Consider the following 16,537-nt stretch of genomic DNA (forward strand, 5'->3'; position numbering starts at 1 on the left):
ATGCTCAGCCACAGCCACGCCAAAGCCCCCCGAACCGGGCGCCCGCGCAATGCCGCGGCGGACGAGGCGATCCTGGAGGCGACCCGTGCGTCCCTCGTCGATCTCGGCTGGTCCAAGCTGACGATGGGTGACGTGGCCCTGCGCGCCGGGGTCGCCAAGACGACGCTCTACCGGCGCTGGGCGGGCAAGAACGAGCTGGTGGTGGACGCCGTCGCGGTCCTCTTCGACGAGCTGGAACTCCCCGACCTGGGCAGCCTGTCGGCCGACGTGCAGGGAGTGGTGCTCCAGTTCGCGGCTCTGCTGGAGCGGCCGGAGACCAAGACCGCCCTGATGGCGGTGGTCGCGGAGTCGACGCGCGACGAGGCGCTGCGAACCCGGATCCGGGATTCGATCGTGGAACGCCAGAAGCGTCTGGTGCTGCTGGGGCGGGAACGGGCCCAGCAGCGCGGAGAGCTGCCGCCCGAGCCTGACGCGGCTACGGCGGCGCGCACCGCGGACCTGATCTTCGACGTGATCGCCGGGGCGGTGGTGCACCGGGCACTGGTGAGCGCCGAGCCCGTCGATGCCGACTGGGCCCAGCGCTTCACCGTGCTGCTGCTCGCGGGGCTGGGCGCCGCCGCGTCGGCCGGGACTGATCAGAAGCCGGGCGGCTCCGTGTAGGTGCCCCACTCGTCGCGCAGGACGCCGCAGATCTCACCGAGGGTCGCCTCGGCCCGTACGGCCTCCAGCATCGGCGCGATCATGTTCGAGCCGTCGCGCGCGGCGGCGAGCATGGCCTCCAGCGCGTTACGGACCCTGGCGTCGTCCCGGGCGGCCTTGCGGCTGCCGAGCTCCCGCACCTGCTCCCGCTCGACCTCGTGGCTGACGCGCAGGATCTCCAGGTCACCGGTGACCGAGCCGAGCGCGGTGTTGACGCCGACGACCTTCTTGTCGCCCTTCTCCAGCGAACGCTGGTACACGAAGGCGGACTCGGCGATCTCGCCGGTGAACCAGCCGTCCTCGATGCCGCGCAGGATGCCCGAGGTCATCGGCCCGATCGGGTGCTTGCCGTCCGGGTGGGCCCGGGTACCGCGCTCCCTGATCTGGTCGAAGATCTTCTCGGCCTCGGCCTCGATGCGGTCGGTGAGCTGCTCGACGTACCAGGAGCCGCCCAGCGGGTCCGCCACGTTGGCGACGCCGGTCTCCTCCATCAGCACCTGCTGGGTGCGCAGCGCGATCTCGGCGGCCTGCTCGGAGGGGAGCGCGAGGGTCTCGTCCAGGGCGTTGGTGTGCAGCGAGTTGGTGCCGCCGAGGACGGCGGACAGGGCCTCGACCGCGGTCCTGACGACGTTGTTGTACGGCTGCTGCGCGGTGAGCGAGACGCCGGCCGTCTGGGTGTGGAAGCGGAGCCACTGCGCCTTGTCGGTCTTGGCGCCGTACACCTCCTTCATCCAGCGCGCCCAGATGCGGCGGGCGGCGCGGAACTTGGCGATCTCCTCGAAGAAGTCGAGGTGCGCGTCGAAGAAGAAGGAGAGACCGGGGGCGAACGTGTCGACGTCCAGTCCGCGGGACAGGCCGAGCTCCACGTAGCCGAAGCCGTCGGCGAGGGTGTACGCGAGCTCCTGCGCGGCCGTGGCTCCGGCCTCGCGGATGTGGTAGCCGGAGACCGAGAGCGGCTTGTACGCGGGGATGTCGCGGGCGCAGTGCTCCATCAGGTCGCCGATGAGGCGCAGATGGGGCTCCGGCTGGAAGAGCCACTCCTTCTGTGCGATGTACTCCTTGAAGATGTCGGTCTGGAGCGTGCCGTTGAGCACGGCCGGGTCGACTCCCTGACGCTCGGCGGCGACCAGGTACATGCAGAAGACGGGCACGGCGGGGCCGCTGATCGTCATGGAGGTCGTGACGTCGGCGAGCGGGATGTCCTTGAAGAGGACCTCCATGTCGGCCGCGGAGTCGATGGCGACACCGCAGTGCCCGACCTCGCCGAGCGCGCGGGGCTCGTCCGAGTCGCGGCCCATGAGGGTCGGCATGTCGAAGGCGACACTGAGCCCGCCGCCGCCGGCGGCGAGGATCATCTTGTAGCGCTCGTTGGTCTGCTCCGCGTTGCCGAAGCCGGCGAACTGGCGGATGGTCCAGGTACGGCCTCGGTAGCCGGTCGGGTGGAGTCCCCGGGTGAAGGGGTACTCACCGGGCCAGCCGATCCGCTCGAACCCCTCGTACGTGTCACCGGGGCGTGGCCCGTACGCGGGCTCCACCGGGTCTCCGGAGAGCGTGGTGAAGTCCGCGTCACGCTTGCGGGCCTTGTCGTAACGGGCCTGCCAGCGTCGGCGGCCTTCCTCGATCGCGTCAGCGTCCATACCTCGAATTTACTAGGACGTCCTAGTAAATGTCGATGGCAAACCGCCCGATGCTTTGCACGGGGCGGCTCGGGGGTGGTGCGTGGCGGTGCGCCGCGGCGCGGATCAGGCCTTGGCGTACTCGGGGGAGGCCCCGGCGATCAGCGGCTGCACCTCGCGGACGACCTTGCGCTCGACGAAGAACGCGGCCGTCGGAATGGTGCCGGATACCAGCACCCAGAGCAGCTTGCCCATCGACCACTTCGCCTTGGAACCCAGGTCGAAGGCGAAGACCAGGTAGATGATGTAGAGGACCCCGTGGGCCTGCGAGACCACGAGCGTGACGCCCTCGCCCGTGTCGAATCCGTATTTGAAGATCATGCAGACGCAGAGGATCAGCAACATGACGGCGGTGACGTAGGCCATCACCCGATAGCGGGTCAGCACGCTGGATTTCATGCCGATGAGCGTAGCCCGCGGTCCTGGGCGATCTTGCAGCGGCCTACTTGTCCTCGAAGTCCTTCGCCGCCACCCGCAGCGGGCGCAGCAGCGCGAAGATCTCGGCGCACTCCTCGGCGTCGTACACCCCGAGCCCGAAGTCCATGGCCATCAGGTCCCGGGTGGCCGACTCGACGACCTCGCGGCCCTTGTCCGTGATGGAGGCGAGCGTTCCGCGGCCGTCGTTCGGGTTGGGGCGCTTGTCCACCAGACCGGATCTGACCAGCCGGTCCACGGTGTTCGTCACCGAGGTGGGGTGCACCATGAGCCGCTCGCCGATCTTGGACATCGGGAGCTCGCCGGCCTGCGAGAAGGTGAGCAGCACCAGCGCCTCGTAACGCGCGAAGGTCAGCCCGTACGGTTTGACGACCGCGTCCACCTCCGCCAGGAGGATCTGCTGCGCCCGCATGATCGAGGTGATCGCGCCCATCGAGGGCACGGGCCCCCAGCGTCGCTGCCAGAGTTCGTCGGCGCGGGCGATCGGATCGAAGGGAAGGCTGAGCGGCTTCGGCACGGCACGACCTTACCCACTGGTCACATGCCGGTCAGCCCCATCTCGCACTTCGATATCGGACCCCTGTTCGGAACCCGTTCGGGGTGCGGTCCTGCGCACCTCGACGATCAGCAGGAGGGTACAAGCGGTACCGATCACTCCGGATGCCGCGACGACCTGATGGACGGGGAAGAACTCGGCCGCGAGTCCCGCCAGCGCCATCCCGACGCCCTGGACCGTCATCAGCCCCGCCGTGAGCAGGGTCATGGCCCGCCCCCGCAGCTCCTGCGGCACGGCGTCGACGAACCACTGGTCGAGGCCGATGACGTAGGCCGCGCCCATGCCGGTCAGCACGAGCGAGACGACGGTCAGGACCATCCCGGGCCGCACCGCGTACAGCACCAGCGGTACGAGCCCGAGCGCCGCGACCGGCAGCACGATCCGCGAACGGACGCGGGGGCTCAGCACGGAACCCGCGTACAGCTCCGCACCGATGTGGCCGACCGCCATGGCGCACATCATCAGTCCCAGGGCGGCGGGGCCGGCGCCGATCGCGTCCGCGTACGGGGCGGCCAGCGCCTCGGGGGCCACGACGAACGCCGTGGGCACCCAGAAGAGCAGCATCAGGGCCCTGATCCTGCGGTCGGCGAGGATGATCCGGGCGCCGGAGAGCGAGTCCTTCAGCAGTGCGCCGCCGCCCTCGCCGCCCGTGCGTGCGGGCCGGTCCCGGGTGCCGAAGCGCAGGAGCAGGGCAGAGCAGAGGAAGGTCGCCACGGTGATGGCGATCGCTCCGCGCGGGGTCAGCGCGGCGAGCAGGACACCGCCCACCCCGAAGCCGATGAGCAGCGCGCTCTGCGAGACGATCCGGAGCAGCGAGCGGCCCAGCACGAAGAGGTCACCCTCGCCGAGGATGTCGGTGAGGGCCGCCATCCGGGTCCCGGTGAAGACCGGTGACACGGCGGCGACCAGACAGCGCAGGACGAGGAGCCCGGCGACGGGTGTGCCCGGCACCACCATGACGGCGACGCAGGCGGCACAGATCAGGTCGCAGGTGACGAGGACCCGGCGGGCCGGGTAGCGGTCGGCGACCCCGGCGAAGAGCGTGCCGCCGACGAGGTACGGGAGGAACCCGAGCGCGAAGGTGAGGGCGCTCAGCAGGGGCGAGCCCGTGAGGTCGTAGACGAGGAAGGTCAGGGCCAGTTCGCTGACCACGACGCCGAGCAGGGACAGCAGGTGCGCCGCGAACACGGCCCGGAACTCCCGTACCGCGAACACGGCGAGGTAGCTCTGCGGGGCCGACGGCGGTCCTGGGGCCTCCCGGAGCGCTTCCGCGGGGCCCGGGTCGGGGTGGGCGGTGCGCTCCGGGAGCGGGGCCGGGGGCGGCACCTCGGAGGCGGACCGGTCGCGGGGGCTGCCCGCCGGGGTGTGGGTGTCGCTCGGCATGGACGCAGCCTGCGGGAGCGGACACCCTCCTCCGTAGACTTTCGGCCGAGGCCGAATGTTCCGGGAGGCGACGTGCCGTTCCATCTGCACTTCGAGGAGAGCGACCTGCTCCGCTGCCGTTTCGCGCTCTCGCCGCTCTGGGAGACGCAGGCGGCCGTACGCCTCCTCTCCCGCCCCGGACAGCACGGCTACCACCTGCCCTGGCTGCGCCGCATCCGCGAGGGCGCAGCCAAGCTCGACCTCGCCCCGCTCTGGCTGCTGATGCCGGACCGCGGGCACAACCCGGACTTCATCTCCCTGCCGCCGCGCGGACCGGTCACCACCTTCGCCGAGGAGATCGCCCAGGTGCGCGCGGTCGACCCCGCGGTGGCCCGCGAGGACATGGCTCTGGCGCTCGCGGACCGCCCAGGCGGTCTGGAGTCCGCCGCGGGGCAGCGGCTGCTGGCGGACCCCGCGCGGGCGGTCCAGGAACTCGCCGACCTGCTGGAACAGGCCTGGCGCGTCCTGGTCGAGCCGCACTGGCCCCGGCTGCGCGCCCTGCTGGAGGCGGACATCGCCTACCACTCGCGCCGCCTCGCCGAGACCGGCTTCGAGGGGCTGCTCGGCGAGGTGAGTCCCCGGCTGCGCTGGACGGACTCCACCCTCACCGTGGTCGGGACGAACGGCGACCACACGAGGGCCCTGGGCGGCCAGGGGCTCGTCCTGATGCCGAGCGTCTTCGTGTGGCCCGAGGTCGTCGGCGGGTACGAGGAACCCTGGCAGCCCGCGGTCATCTACCCGGCCCGGGGCATCGGCGGGCTGTGGACGGAGGCCGGTGAACGCACCCCCGAGGCCCTGGCACGCCTGCTCGGCCGGGCCCGCGCGGACGTGCTGTGCGCACTCGACGAACCGGCCGGGACGAGCACGCTGGCGCACCGGCTCTCCCTGGCCGCCTCCTCCGTGTCGGAGCATCTGTCGGTGCTGCGCGCGGCCGGGCTGCTGACCTCCCGGCGGTACGGGCACCAGGTGCTGTACGAGCGCACCCCGCTCGGGATCGCCCTCGCGGTGTCGGACCACCACGCAGGGTGACCGTCATGTCACGATTGATCCCACTTGCGTAACCGCTGTGCCCTTGCCTGCCCGTGCGCCACCGTCCGAGGGGGCTGGATGTCCGGCCGCAGAATCTTCCCCGTACTCGCCGCGTTCACCGCCGTGGCCCTCGGTGCCGCCCTGACGGCGGGCTGCTCCAAGCCGTCGCCCGGCCCGAAGGAGAAGCCGGCCGGCACCGCTCCGGTGCGGGGTGAGGCCGCGCCGAGCGCCTCCGCCCCGTTCTGGGTGGATCCGGACAGCGACGCCGCCCGCCAGGTCCGCACCTGGGAGAAGCAGGGCCGCACCGAGGACGCCGGGATCCTGCGGCGGATCTCCGCCCGCCCGGTCGCCGACTGGCCGTCCGGCGACGACCCGGCCCCCGAGATCCGCTCCGCGGTCCGCGCCGCCGCCAGGACCGGCCACAGCGTGCTGCTGGTCGCCTACAACATCCCGCACCGCGACTGCGGCGCCTACTCGGCGGGCGGCGCCGCCGACGCGGCCGTCTACCGCTCCTGGATCGGCGAGTTCGCCGCCGCCATCGGCAAGGCGCCCGCGACGGTCGTCCTGGAGCCCGACGCGCTCCCCCACATCGCGGACGGCTGCACCCCGGCGGAGAACCACGACGAGCGCTTCACGCTCCTCTCGGAGGCCGTCGGCACCCTCGGGAAGCTGCCGCACACGAAGGTCTACCTCGACGCGGGCAACGCCGACTGGATCAACGACCCGGCCAAGATGGCCGGGCCGCTCAGGCGCGCCGGGATCGGCCGGGCCGACGGCTTCGCGCTCAATGTCGCCAACTTCCAGACCGACGCCACGGCGCGGTCGTACGGAGCCAGGCTCTCGGCCCTGCTCGACGGCGCCCACTTCGTGATCGACACCAGCCGCAACGGCAACGGTCCCCTGCCCGGCGACCGCGCCGAGGCGTGGTGCAACCCGCCGGGGCGGGCCCTGGGAACGCCCCCCACCACCCGCACCGGTGACGACGGACTCGACGCCTACCTGTGGATCAAGCGGCCCGGCGACTCGGACGGCACCTGCCGCGGCGGTCCGTCGGCGGGCACCTGGTGGCCCGACTACGCGCTGGGCCTGGCCAGGAGGGCGAAGTCCTGAGCCCTCATCGCCCGCCGCCTGAGCCGACCTTGACCCACTTCGCCTCGGACGGGGTGCCGTCCGTGTCGGTGACGAAGAGCATGTACCAGCCGGGCGGCACCAGCGTGCTGTCGTCCGGCACCTCCACCGTCAGCGCTCCCCCGTCCCTCTTCAGGCCGAGCTCGACCGAACGCTGCTCGACGTCCGTGGTGTGCGTGACGGCGCTCGGCCGCATCAGCCGGGCCGTCGCGATCTTCGTCGGTCCGGCGACCTCGAAGGTGGCGTGACCGCCCCGCACGAGGTCCCGGGGCCCGGCGCCGATCACCGGCCGCTCGCCCTTCCCGTACAGCGAGGGAGGCGTGTAGACCTCCATGCGCTGCTCGAACTTGCCGAGCTTGGTGTTGTCCTTGTCGCCGTAGAGCGAGTCCGAACCGAAGGTCGCCACGCGCCCGTCGGGGAGCAGCAGCGCCTCCGAGTGGTAGTTGCGGCCGACGGTCGGTTCGGCCGCCTCCGTGAAGGCGTTGGTCCTCGGGTCGTAGAACTGCGCCTTGAGGATGTTGCTGGCGCCGCGCCCCCGGTAGTCCGCCGATCCGCCGGTGGTGAACACCGTGTCGTCGGGCATGATCACGCTGTTCAGGTACCGGGTGCCCTGAGGGAGGTCGGGCCCTTCCTCGAAGACCGGGCTGTCGGCCTTCAGATCGACGATCGCGGTGCGCGCGGTCGACCTCCTGGACTCGCCCACGCCGCCTCCGCCGAGGATCATCACCTTCTGGTCCTGGGCCGGCGGCAGCATCAGCGAGGCGGCGGTCTCGGTCTCCTGCGCGTCGGCCAGGCCCGCTACCTCGGTGAAGGTGTTCTTCTTCAGGTCCCACACCCCCGGGGCCCGGCCCTTGTCGGCGGGTCCGTAGCCGGCGTTGGCGCCCGGGTAGAAGAGCTTGCCGCCCTTGGTCAGGAAGAGCGCGGGGTAGGTCGGGAAGTAGTGGAAGGGCCCCTTGGACCACTTCTTCGTCCTGGGGTCGTAGATCTCGTTGTCCCCGGGCAGGATCGCGCCCACGTCGTCGAGGCCGGACACCGCGAGCACCCTGCCGTCCTCCAGTCCGACGAGCGTCGGGTACCAGCGGGCCTCCTTCATCGGGTCGACGCGGATGTACTTCTCGGCCGTCGGATCGAACTCGTACGCCGCCTTGATCCCCTGGAAGTCCTGCTTGTCCATGGTGAGCTTCTCGGCGAGGCCGTACGAGTTGTCGGCGGCCTTGCCCGTCAGGCCCTCGATCTCGTACTGGGCGGCCTCGGTGGTCACCGATTGCGGACCGTCCTTCAGCGACTCCACGAAGACCCGCGCCTCCGCCGCGGTCACCTTGGTCTTCCACGGCTTCATCCGGCCGCTCTCGAAGTAGTCGATCTCGAACTCGCGCTTCGCCCTGGGCACCGTCACGTCGAACCGCGAGACGTACTCGACACCGGACGGCGAACGGAAGACGGTGCCCTTCTTGAGGGTGAGCGGCTTGTCCGGGTTCTCGTTCTTCACCCGCATCCCGCCGCCGGCCCGCTTCACCCTGCCGTCGAGCACCTCGTACCGCGCGGTGCCGCCGGCTATGAGCAGCCTGCCGTCCGGGAGCGCCGCGTGACCGCCGCAGAAGAAGTCCTCGGGGGTGGCGATCTTCGTGAAGTCGTCCGTCCTGGGGTCCCACAGGACCGTGTCGAACGTGCCCTCGTCGAAGTTCTCCTCGTCGTTGCCCGAGCCCGCGACGATCAGCACCTTGCCGGTGTGCAGGAGGGCGGCGTGAATCGCGTTGGTACGGAATTCGTTCGGGATGTTCACCCTCTCCCAGGAGCCGAACTCGGCCTTGTAGGCGGGCTGGTCGATCTTGTAGGCGTGGTACCGGTCCTCCGCGAAGGAGATGGCGGCCGGAGCGTTCAGCCCGGCGAGCAACACGATGGCACCGCCGCCCAGGAGCGTCTTCTTCATGCGTTTCGTGGGCGTGTAGGCCATGCCTCAGCTCCCGCCTGCCGGGGTGGTGGACGCGGCGGACGCGGACGCGGAGGGGGCCGCCGTGGTGGTGGTCGTGGTGGTGACGTAGGCGGACTCCGGCGGCTTCACCGGCACGGACACGACACCGGCCGGCCGGCTGCGGCGCCCCTGCCAGGTCGTCCACGACCAGATGACGACCGGTGAGAGGGAGACGGCGAGGGCGAGCACGGCCCAGGTACGCATCGCCACGTGTGTGTGGCCCAGCAGGACGGAGGCGACGAGCGAGCTCAGCAGCACAGCCGCCCAGAAGAGGTGGATGCGGAAGGTGAGCAGCCGGTCGGGGCTGGCCTGACCGCCCTTCGGCGTGACGACGAACCGGCCGTCGGTGCGCAGCACCGCGGAACCGAGCGACTTCAGGTAGATCGGCGCGGAGAGCGCGGACATCGCCATGCCGGCCAGCCCGCCCGAGCCCTCGGGCTCGTGCGGGGAGACGTTGTGGCGCCGGTTCCAGAGGTAGAGGCCGATCTGGAGCGCGGCCGCGTCGCTGTAGAGCATCAGCCAGATCGACGCCGCGACCTGGGTGCCGGAGGCCCCGAGCCAGAGGAACAGCACACAGCTCAGCACGCCCAGCAGCCAGTTCACCGCGGTCATGGGGTAGTACACGAGCATGAGCGTGTAGCTGAGGAGCCGGCCGGGCGGTACCCGGAACAGCGCCGTGCCGTACTGCCGCAGGAGCGTCTCGTACGTGCCCCTCGACCAGCGGAGCTGCTGGGTGAAGAAGTCGGTCCAGGAGGCCGGTCCCTCGCCGACGGCCAGCACGTCCGGGGTGTAGACCGAGCGCCAGAACCTCCCGGTCAGCGGGTTGCGGCGGCGGTGGATCTCGAAGCCGGTCGCCATGTCCTCGGTGATCGAGTCGTACAGGCCGCCGACCTGGCGCAGTGCCGCGATCCGTACGACGTTGTTGGTGCCGACGAACATCGGGGCGCCGTAGCGGTTGCCCGCCCGCTGGATGAGCGCGTGGAAGAGGAACTGCTGCGACTCGGCTGCCTTGGTGACCGCCGAGTCGTAGTTCCCGTAGACCTGCGGTCCGACGACGAAGGCGACGTCGGGGTCCCGGAAGTAGCCCGTCATCCGCTCCAGGAAGTTGGGCATCGGTACGTGGTCGGTGTCGACCGAGGCGAAGAAGTCGTACCCGTCCCCGTGCATGGCGAGCCAGGCGTTGTAGTTGCCGTGCTTCGTCCGTGCCTTGTGGGCGCCCTTCCTGCGGTTCCACTCGGGCACCCCGTTCCGGGTGAAGTGGTGCACGCCCAGTTCCGCGCAGAGCATCCGGGCCGCGGGGTCGTCGCCCTCGTCGAGCAGCCAGATGTCCAGCGGGCCGTCGTGGTGCATCCGCACGGCGCCCTGGAGGGTGGCCCGCACCATCGAGAGGGGTTCCTTGCCGGGTACGTACGTGGTGAGGAACGCGACCCGGGTTCCGGGCTCGGGCGTGACGGGGACCGGGTCCCGGGCGACCAGCGTGGCGTGCGCCACCGAGACGACGTTGACGAGCATGAAGAGCTCGATCAGGCCGATCGACGCGAGCATCAGCGCGTCGGCCCAGACGAGCCAGCGCTCCCCGTTCTCGCGCTCGGTCCAGTGCGTCGGCCAGACCAGGTACAGGAGCAGCGCACCGGTGAGCACCGGGGCCAGCGTCATGAGGAGGAGCGCACCTATTCGGTGTTTCTCCGTCGACAGCAGGCTGCGGTACCGCACTCGGTAACCCACCGGGTCCGGCTCGGTGAGCGGACCCGCGAGCCGGCTGTACGTGTCGTAGTCGTAGCCCTCCGACCGCACCGTGCCTCCCAGGTGTCGAACGGGTTGGTAGCCACTACGGAAAGGGACTCCCCACGGCGGGGCGACTCGGCAGGGCCGAGTGAGGGGTTTTCGGAACGGAACGCGAGAGGCCCCCGGCCGTGTGACGGCGGGGGCCTTTCGGGTGAACGCGGAGGCGCGTGGCGCGGAGGGGGTGTCAGCCCGCCAAGTGGCGTTCCACCGTCTCGACCTTGGACGTCAGACCGTCGGTGACGCCCGGACGGATATCGGCCTTCAGTACCAGGGAGACGCGTCCGGCGCGTGCCTCGACGGCGGCGACGGCCCGCTTGACGACGTCCATGACCTCGTCCCACTCGCCTTCGATGGAGGTGAACATGGCATCGGTGCGGTTGGGCAGTCCGGACTCGCGGACCACCCGCACCGCGTCGGCGACGTACTCGCCGACGTCCTCGCCGACGCCGAGCGGGGAGACGGAGAAGGCGACGATCATGCGACTACGCCCTCGCGGCGGGCACGGCCGGCGATGACGCCGTCGGCCTCGTACCGCTTGATGAGCTTGTCGCCGTACAGCCCGCCGAAGGGCAGGAGCGACAGGACGAAGAAGAGGGCGACGCGCTTCAGGGGCCACTTGGCCTTGACCCACACGTCCAGCAGGAACACCGCGTAGATCACGAAGAGGGCGCCGTGCAGGACGCCTAGCGGCATCATCAGGAAGTCGATGTCCGAGACGCGGCTGAGGATCGAGCCGAAGAGGATCAGCGCCGGGAAGGAGAGCGCCTCGGGAACGGAGATGAGGCGCAGCCGGTGCAGGGCGGAAGCGGTCTTGATGTCCACGAGGGCACCTTCGGTGGGAGGACGGTGACTGCTTGTGAACGCAGGCACAAGCGCGACCATTGTGGCATCGTCGCCGACCGGTCCGGGAAGCGGGGGTGGCCGTTACCGCCACCGGGCCCTGTCCGCTCCGCGCCGCGCCGGTTACCGTTCAACGGTGGCAATGTTCCGGCTCCAAGGCGGCAAGACGCTCGCCGTCGACCTCACGGGCGACGGCGTCAAGGCGAAGAACGGCTCGATGGTCGCGTACGACGGCCGGATAGCCTTCAAGAAGATGTCCGGCGGCGGTGAGGGCATCCGCGGGATGGTGACCCGCCGGCTGACCGGCGAGCAGATGACCATGATGGAGGTGACGGGCCAGGGCACCTGTTACTTCGCGGACCGGGCGAGCGAGATCAGCCTCGTCACACTGCGGGGCGACAAGCTGTACGTCGAGGCGAGCAACCTGCTGGCCACCGACGGCGGGCTGCGCACCGGCACCACCTTCACCGGCCTGCGCGGCGGGGCGAGCGGCAACGGGCTGTTCACCACGACCGTCGAGGGCACCGGCCAGGCGGCGATCATGTCGGACGGCACGGCGGTGGTGCTGCGGGTGACGACCCGGTACCCCCTGAGCGTCGACCCGGGCGCCTACATCGCGCATCAGGGCAACCTCCAGCAGCACTTCCAGTCCGGGGTGAACTTCCGCACACTCATGGGCGAGAGCTCCGGCGAGTCCTTCCAGATCCGCTTCGAGGGCGAGGGCCTGGTCTACGTGCAGCCCAGCGAACGCAACACCCTCGGGGGCGATGTCTGATGCCGTTCCGCGAGATCAACTCGAAGATGGTCGAGGCCACGGTGGTCCCGGGCCAGAAGATGTACAGCCAGCGGGGCGCGATGCTCGCCTACCGGGGCGACGTCTCGTTCACCCCGAACATGCAGGGCGGCCAGGGCGGCCTGGCCTCGATGATCGGCCGGCGGGTGGCCAACGAGGCGACGCCGCTGATGACGGTCGAGGGCAGCGGGACCGTGATGTTCGGCCACGGCGGCCACCACATCCAGGTGATCGCGCTGGCCGGCGACACCCTGTACGTGGAGGCGGACCGGCTGCTCGCGTTCGACGGGACGCTCCAGCAGAGCACGATGTTCATGGGCTCGCAGGGCGGGGTCATGGGCATGGTGCGGGGCCAGGTGACCGGGCAGGGCCTGTTCACCACGAGCCTCAAGGGCCACGGCTCCGTCGCGGTGATGGCCCACGGCGGAGTGATCGAGCTGCCGATCACTCCGGGCCGCGACGTGCACGTGGACCCGCAGGCCTACGTCGCCCACCACGGTGACGTACGCAACAAGCTCTCCACCGCGCTCGGCTGGCGGGACATGGTGGGGCGCGGCTCCGGCGAGGCGTTCCAGCTGGAGCTCAGCGGCAATGGTGCGGTGTACGTCCAGGCGTCGGAGGAGAAGCTGTGAGCACGCCCGTGATCCACGACCCGATGACGCTGCCGTCGGACGACAACGTCAACGCGTACACCTTCTGCGTGGAGCTCAAGGGGAGCCAGTGGTTCCTGCAGAAGGGCAAGATGATCGCCTACTACGGGCAGATCGAGTTCAACGGGATCGGGCACGGCCGCTTCGAGCGGCTGCTCCGGACGAGTTTCCACTCACCGCTGCACGCGAGCGACTGGGTGGTGGCCGAGGGCAGCGGCAAGATGCTGCTCGCGGACCGGGCCTTCGATGTGAACTCGTTCGACCTGGAGAACGGCAACCTGACGATCCGCTCCGGCAACCTGCTCGCGTACCAGCCCACGCTGGCGCTGAAGCAGTCGATCGTGCCCGGCTTCGTCACGCTCATCGGTACGGGGAAGTTCGTGGCCGCATCCAACGGTCCCGTGGTCTTCATGGAGCCGCCGCTGCGGGTCGACCCGCAGGCGCTGGTGGGCTGGGCGGACTGCCCCTCGCCCTGCCACCACTACGACCACGGCTACATGTCGGGCGTGATGGGCGGGCTGCGGTCGCTGACGGGGGTCGGCGGGGCCTCTGGCGAGGAGCACCAGTTCGAATTCGTCGGGGCGGGCACGGTGCTGCTCCAGTCGACCGAGGTACTCATGGCCGAACAGCCGACGGGCGCGGTTCCGCACCAGGCGGGAGTGCCCGGGGGTGGTGCGGGTGGTGCGGGTCAACCTGGCTCCGCGCCCCGTCTGCCCGGCCAGTTGGGGGACCTCCAGCGTCGATTCGGTTTGTGAACGGTAGGCTCCGGAGTGTGACATCGAACGTCTGCGCGCGCGTGCCGGGTGTCACACCTCCACACTTCGTCCGGCTTTCAACTTCTTAGGTAGAATCCATACATGGAGACCGAGACGGCCACTCGCTGGCTGAGCGATGCTGAGCAGTGCGCCTGGCGCACCCACCTGGACGTCAGCCGGCTGCTGATGCACCAGCTGGAGAAGGACCTCCAGCCGTTCGGCCTGACCAACAACGACTACGAGATCCTGGTCAACCTGTCGGAGTCGGACGACCAGCGCATGCGGATGAGCGACCTGGCCGCGTCGACCCTGCAGTCCAAGAGCCGGCTCTCGCACCAGATCACCCGCATGGAGAGCGCGGGCCTGGTCCGCCGCGAGAACTGCGAGTCGGACCGGCGCGGGCTGTACGCGGTGCTCACCGAGCAGGGAGCGGAGACCATGAAGCAGGTCGCGCCGCACCACGTCGCGTCGGTGCGCAAGCACTTCATGGACCTGCTGTCCCCGGAGGCGCTGGCCGAGCTGCACACGGCTCTGGCGCCGATCGCGGACCACCTGCGCGGCCGGCGCGGCAAGCCGTAACCGTCACTCGCCCCGATCGCCGGACAGGCTCGGTCCCCGAGCCTGTCCGGCGATCCGCTTGGACCGGGGCAGCCGGAGCCGGAACTGAGCGCCGCCCGACGGGGCGCCGGCCACCGTCAGCGTGCCCCCGTGCCGCACCGCGACATCCCTCGCGATGGCGAGACCCAGCCCCGCACCGCCGTCGTCCCGGCTGCGCGCGTCGTCCAGCCGCACGAACCTCTCGAAGATCCGCTCACGCTCCTCCTCCGGCACCCCTGCCCCGTCATCCGTGACGTCCACGAGCACCGAGTCCCCCTCCGCGCGCACCACGACGGCCACCGAACGCTCCGCATGGCGTTCCGCGTTGTCCAGCAGATTGCCGAGCACCCGGGCCAGCTGCCCCCGCGAGCCGCGCACCTCCAGGGCGTCCTCGTCCCGGACGGACACCGCGACGGGAACCCGGTCCCCCGCGCGCTGCGAGACCTCCTCGCGCACCAGCGCGCCCAGATCGACCGCCGCGCGCCCCGGCCGCTCCCCCGCGTCCAGGCGCGCCAGGAGCAGCAGACCGGCGGCCAGTTCCTGGAGCCGTACGGTGTCGGCGACCGCCCCGGGTACGTCCAGCAGCTCCGGATGCGCGGCCCCCACCTCCAGCTGGGTCCGCAGCGAGGCGATCGGACTGCGCAGCTCGTGGGAGGCGTCCGCGACGAAGCGCCGCTGCCGGTCCACCGAGGCCTCCAGGACGGACAGTGTCTCGTTGGTCGTACGGGCCAGTCTGGCGATCTCGTCCCGCGAGCCGGGCTCGGGCACCCGGCGGGCCAGATCCTCGGACGCGGTGATCGCGGCCAGTTCCCGGCGGATGCCCTCCACGGGACGCAGCGCGCGACGGGTCACCAGCCACGTCACTCCGGCGACGACGAGCAGCAGGACGGGCAGTCCGGTCAGCATGGCGCCGCGCACGGTGCTCACGGCCTCCTGCTCGGCCGCGAGCGGGGCGCCCGCGTGCACGGTCAGGGTCAGCCCGGCCGATGTGGTCGCCTCGACGGCGGCGAAGCGGTAGTCGGCCGTCTCGCCGTCGACCGTGGCCGTGCCGTCGGTGAAGCCGGGTTCGTCGGAGGAGACCTCGCCCCGGCCCGGGTCGTCACGGCTGCCGTCGTCGTCCCCGTCGTCCCCGTCGTCCCCGTCACCGTCGTCCTCACCGTCCCCGGACGCCGGCGACGGCGCCGTGGGGACCGGGGCGACCTGCTCCGTACCGGTCCCGGAGACCGCCTCCAGATCCTTGGACACGGCCACCGGCCGCCCGTCCTCGTCGGTCACCTGGACCGGGTGGACGTCCTCCTCCCCCAGTTCCAGCTCGCCGTACGGCCTGTCGAGGGCGAGCTGCCCGGCCACCTCGCGGGCGGCCACCTCCGCCTCCAGACCGGCGCGGTCGGTGAGGTTGGCGCGCAGGACGAGGAGGACGGCCAGTCCGGCGCCGATCAGCGCGACCGCGACCACCAGCGTGGCCCCCAGGGCGGCCCTGGCCCGTACGGACCTCACAGCGCCTCCAGCCGGTACCCGGCGCCACGGACCGTACGGATGGCCGCCGCCCCGAGTTTGCGCCGCAGAGCGCTGATGTAGACCTCCACGATGTTCGGGTCGCCGTCGTACGCGAAGTCCCACACGTGCTCCAGGATGTCCGCCTTGCTCACCACGGCCCCGGCCCGCAGCGCGAGCTGCTCCAGCACGGCGAACTCCTTGGCCGTCAGCGCGATCTCGTCCTCACCCCGGTGCACCCGTCTCGCGGCGGTGTCCATACGCAGGGAACCGACGGCCAGCACCGGCGAGGGGGAACCGCTGCCGCGCCTGCGGAGCAGCGCCCTGATCCGGGCGACCAGTACGACGTAGCTGAAGGGTTTGGTCAGATAGTCGTCGGCGCCCGTGTCGAGGCCCTCCGCCTCGTCGTACTCCCCGTCCTTGGCGGTCAGCATCAGGATCGGCACGTCGTGGCCCGCGGCGCGCAGGGCGGCGCAGACCCGGTAGCCGTTCATCCCGGGCAGCATGATGTCGAGGACGACGAGGTCGTACGTCCCCTCCCCCGCCCGGTGCAGCCCTTCGAGGCCGTCGTGCACGACGTCCACGGCGAAGCCTTCGGCAGTGAGTCCCGCGGCCAGGGACATCGCCAGCCGCTTCTCGTCCTCCACGATCAACAAGCGCATGGGCACAGAGTCGCAAACCGAACCTGAAGGCGCCTTCAGGTGGC

General features: G+C 70.7%; 17 protein-coding genes. 7 read left to right on the plus strand and 10 right to left on the minus strand.

Annotated elements, in window-relative coordinates; all coding sequences use genetic code 11:
* Nucleotides 1-660, plus strand: coding sequence for a TetR/AcrR family transcriptional regulator (locus tag AB0C82_RS01345; protein WP_362835089.1), 660 nt, complete (start codon nucleotides 1-3; stop codon nucleotides 658-660).
* On the opposite strand, the gene AB0C82_RS01350 is transcribed toward AB0C82_RS01345, so the two are convergent.
* The 4 genes from AB0C82_RS01350 to AB0C82_RS01365 all read right to left on the minus strand — a co-directional run bounded on the left by AB0C82_RS01350 (nucleotide 636) and on the right by AB0C82_RS01365 (nucleotide 4,749).
* A complete protein-coding gene (locus AB0C82_RS01350; protein WP_362835091.1) occupies nucleotides 636-2,336 on the minus strand; it encodes a methylmalonyl-CoA mutase family protein in 1,701 nt (566 codons plus the stop codon). The genes AB0C82_RS01345 and AB0C82_RS01350 overlap by 25 nt on opposite strands.
* A gap of 105 nt (nucleotides 2,337-2,441) precedes the next feature.
* Nucleotides 2,442-2,774, minus strand: coding sequence for a DUF3817 domain-containing protein (locus AB0C82_RS01355; RefSeq protein WP_362835093.1), 333 nt, complete (start codon nucleotides 2,772-2,774; stop codon nucleotides 2,442-2,444).
* Between the two features lie 43 nt (nucleotides 2,775-2,817).
* Nucleotides 2,818-3,327 carry a MarR family transcriptional regulator gene (locus AB0C82_RS01360; RefSeq protein ID WP_362835095.1) on the minus strand — a complete coding sequence of 170 codons (510 nt, stop codon included), beginning with the start codon at nucleotides 3,325-3,327 and terminating at the stop codon, nucleotides 2,818-2,820.
* A gap of 9 nt (nucleotides 3,328-3,336) precedes the next feature.
* Entirely contained in the window at nucleotides 3,337-4,749 is a 1,413-nt protein-coding gene (locus tag AB0C82_RS01365) for an MFS transporter (protein WP_362835097.1), read from the minus strand.
* A 72-nt stretch (nucleotides 4,750-4,821) separates the two neighbouring features.
* Between AB0C82_RS01365 and AB0C82_RS01370 the strand changes: the two genes are divergently transcribed.
* Nucleotides 4,822-5,817, plus strand: a complete 996-nt coding sequence (locus AB0C82_RS01370; RefSeq protein ID WP_362835099.1) for a DUF5937 family protein — start codon at nucleotides 4,822-4,824, stop codon at nucleotides 5,815-5,817.
* Nucleotides 5,818-5,895: 78 nt separating this feature from the next.
* A complete protein-coding gene (locus tag AB0C82_RS01375; protein WP_362835101.1) occupies nucleotides 5,896-6,927 on the plus strand; it encodes a glycoside hydrolase family 6 protein in 1,032 nt (343 codons plus the stop codon).
* Nucleotides 6,928-6,931: 4 nt separating this feature from the next.
* Here the strand turns inward: AB0C82_RS01375 and AB0C82_RS01380 are convergent, their stop codons facing one another.
* From AB0C82_RS01380 to AB0C82_RS01395, 4 genes are all read right to left on the minus strand, one after another.
* Nucleotides 6,932-8,899, minus strand: a complete 1,968-nt coding sequence (locus AB0C82_RS01380) for a kelch motif-containing protein (protein ID WP_362835103.1) — start codon at nucleotides 8,897-8,899, stop codon at nucleotides 6,932-6,934.
* Nucleotides 8,900-8,902: 3 nt separating this feature from the next.
* Nucleotides 8,903-10,711, minus strand: a complete 1,809-nt coding sequence (locus tag AB0C82_RS01385) for a cellulose synthase catalytic subunit (RefSeq protein WP_362835105.1) — start codon at nucleotides 10,709-10,711, stop codon at nucleotides 8,903-8,905.
* 175 nt (nucleotides 10,712-10,886) lie between these two features.
* Nucleotides 10,887-11,180, minus strand: coding sequence for an MTH1187 family thiamine-binding protein (locus AB0C82_RS01390; RefSeq protein ID WP_015578763.1), 294 nt, complete (start codon nucleotides 11,178-11,180; stop codon nucleotides 10,887-10,889).
* Complete coding sequence (locus tag AB0C82_RS01395) at nucleotides 11,177-11,524, minus strand: DUF3817 domain-containing protein (protein WP_362835107.1); 348 nt, start codon at nucleotides 11,522-11,524, stop codon at nucleotides 11,177-11,179. Before AB0C82_RS01395 ends, AB0C82_RS01390 begins: the two co-directional genes overlap by 4 nt.
* Before the next feature lie 160 nt (nucleotides 11,525-11,684).
* Here AB0C82_RS01395 and AB0C82_RS01400 point away from each other — a divergent pair, with 160 nt between their 5' ends.
* The 4 genes from AB0C82_RS01400 to AB0C82_RS01415 all read left to right on the plus strand — a co-directional run bounded on the left by AB0C82_RS01400 (nucleotide 11,685) and on the right by AB0C82_RS01415 (nucleotide 14,319).
* Nucleotides 11,685-12,317 (plus strand): AIM24 family protein, encoded by a 633-nt coding sequence (locus AB0C82_RS01400; protein WP_362836967.1) that lies wholly within the window; start codon nucleotides 11,685-11,687, stop codon nucleotides 12,315-12,317.
* Nucleotides 12,317-12,967: an AIM24 family protein gene (locus AB0C82_RS01405; RefSeq protein ID WP_362835109.1), complete on the plus strand. Its 651-nt coding sequence runs from the start codon at nucleotides 12,317-12,319 to the stop codon at nucleotides 12,965-12,967. The genes AB0C82_RS01400 and AB0C82_RS01405 overlap by 1 nt, the downstream gene beginning before the upstream one ends.
* Nucleotides 12,964-13,740: an AIM24 family protein gene (locus tag AB0C82_RS01410; RefSeq protein ID WP_362835111.1), complete on the plus strand. Its 777-nt coding sequence runs from the start codon at nucleotides 12,964-12,966 to the stop codon at nucleotides 13,738-13,740. The genes AB0C82_RS01405 and AB0C82_RS01410 overlap by 4 nt, the downstream gene beginning before the upstream one ends.
* A 102-nt stretch (nucleotides 13,741-13,842) precedes the next feature.
* Entirely contained in the window at nucleotides 13,843-14,319 is a 477-nt protein-coding gene (locus tag AB0C82_RS01415; RefSeq protein WP_362835113.1) for a MarR family transcriptional regulator, read from the plus strand.
* A 3-nt stretch (nucleotides 14,320-14,322) separates the two neighbouring features.
* On the opposite strand, the gene AB0C82_RS01420 is transcribed toward AB0C82_RS01415, so the two are convergent.
* Together AB0C82_RS01420 and AB0C82_RS01425 are read right to left on the minus strand one after the other, a co-directional pair.
* On the minus strand, nucleotides 14,323-15,834 hold the full coding sequence (locus AB0C82_RS01420; protein ID WP_362835115.1) for a HAMP domain-containing sensor histidine kinase: 1,512 nt from the start codon (nucleotides 15,832-15,834) through the stop codon (nucleotides 14,323-14,325).
* On the minus strand, nucleotides 15,831-16,493 hold the full coding sequence (locus AB0C82_RS01425; RefSeq protein WP_362835117.1) for a response regulator transcription factor: 663 nt from the start codon (nucleotides 16,491-16,493) through the stop codon (nucleotides 15,831-15,833). Before AB0C82_RS01425 ends, AB0C82_RS01420 begins: the two co-directional genes overlap by 4 nt.
* Between the last annotated feature and the right edge of the window lie 44 nt (nucleotides 16,494-16,537).

The organism is Streptomyces sp. NPDC048560 (genome assembly GCF_040650955.1).
In the GTDB taxonomy this organism is placed as follows: Bacteria; Actinomycetota; Actinomycetes; order Streptomycetales; family Streptomycetaceae; genus Streptomyces.

What these genes read in the sequence shown, in the direction of transcription:
- AB0C82_RS01345 (WP_362835089.1), top strand. Translation starts at nt 1, where the DNA reads ATGCTCAGCCACAGCCACGCCAAAGCCCCCCGAACCGGGCGCCCGCGC.
- AB0C82_RS01350 (WP_362835091.1), bottom strand. Translation starts at nt 2,336, where the DNA reads ATGGACGCTGACGCGATCGAGGAAGGCCGCCGACGCTGGCAGGCCCGT.
- AB0C82_RS01355 (WP_362835093.1), bottom strand. Translation starts at nt 2,774, where the DNA reads ATGAAATCCAGCGTGCTGACCCGCTATCGGGTGATGGCCTACGTCACC.
- AB0C82_RS01365 (WP_362835097.1), bottom strand. Translation starts at nt 4,749, where the DNA reads ATGCCGAGCGACACCCACACCCCGGCGGGCAGCCCCCGCGACCGGTCC.
- AB0C82_RS01375 (WP_362835101.1), top strand. Translation starts at nt 5,896, where the DNA reads ATGTCCGGCCGCAGAATCTTCCCCGTACTCGCCGCGTTCACCGCCGTG.
- AB0C82_RS01380 (WP_362835103.1), bottom strand. Translation starts at nt 8,899, where the DNA reads ATGGCCTACACGCCCACGAAACGCATGAAGAAGACGCTCCTGGGCGGC.
- AB0C82_RS01390 (WP_015578763.1), bottom strand. Translation starts at nt 11,180, where the DNA reads ATGATCGTCGCCTTCTCCGTCTCCCCGCTCGGCGTCGGCGAGGACGTC.
- AB0C82_RS01400 (WP_362836967.1), top strand. Translation starts at nt 11,685, where the DNA reads ATGTTCCGGCTCCAAGGCGGCAAGACGCTCGCCGTCGACCTCACGGGC.
- AB0C82_RS01405 (WP_362835109.1), top strand. Translation starts at nt 12,317, where the DNA reads ATGCCGTTCCGCGAGATCAACTCGAAGATGGTCGAGGCCACGGTGGTC.
- AB0C82_RS01415 (WP_362835113.1), top strand. Translation starts at nt 13,843, where the DNA reads ATGGAGACCGAGACGGCCACTCGCTGGCTGAGCGATGCTGAGCAGTGC.
- AB0C82_RS01425 (WP_362835117.1), bottom strand. Translation starts at nt 16,493, where the DNA reads ATGCGCTTGTTGATCGTGGAGGACGAGAAGCGGCTGGCGATGTCCCTG.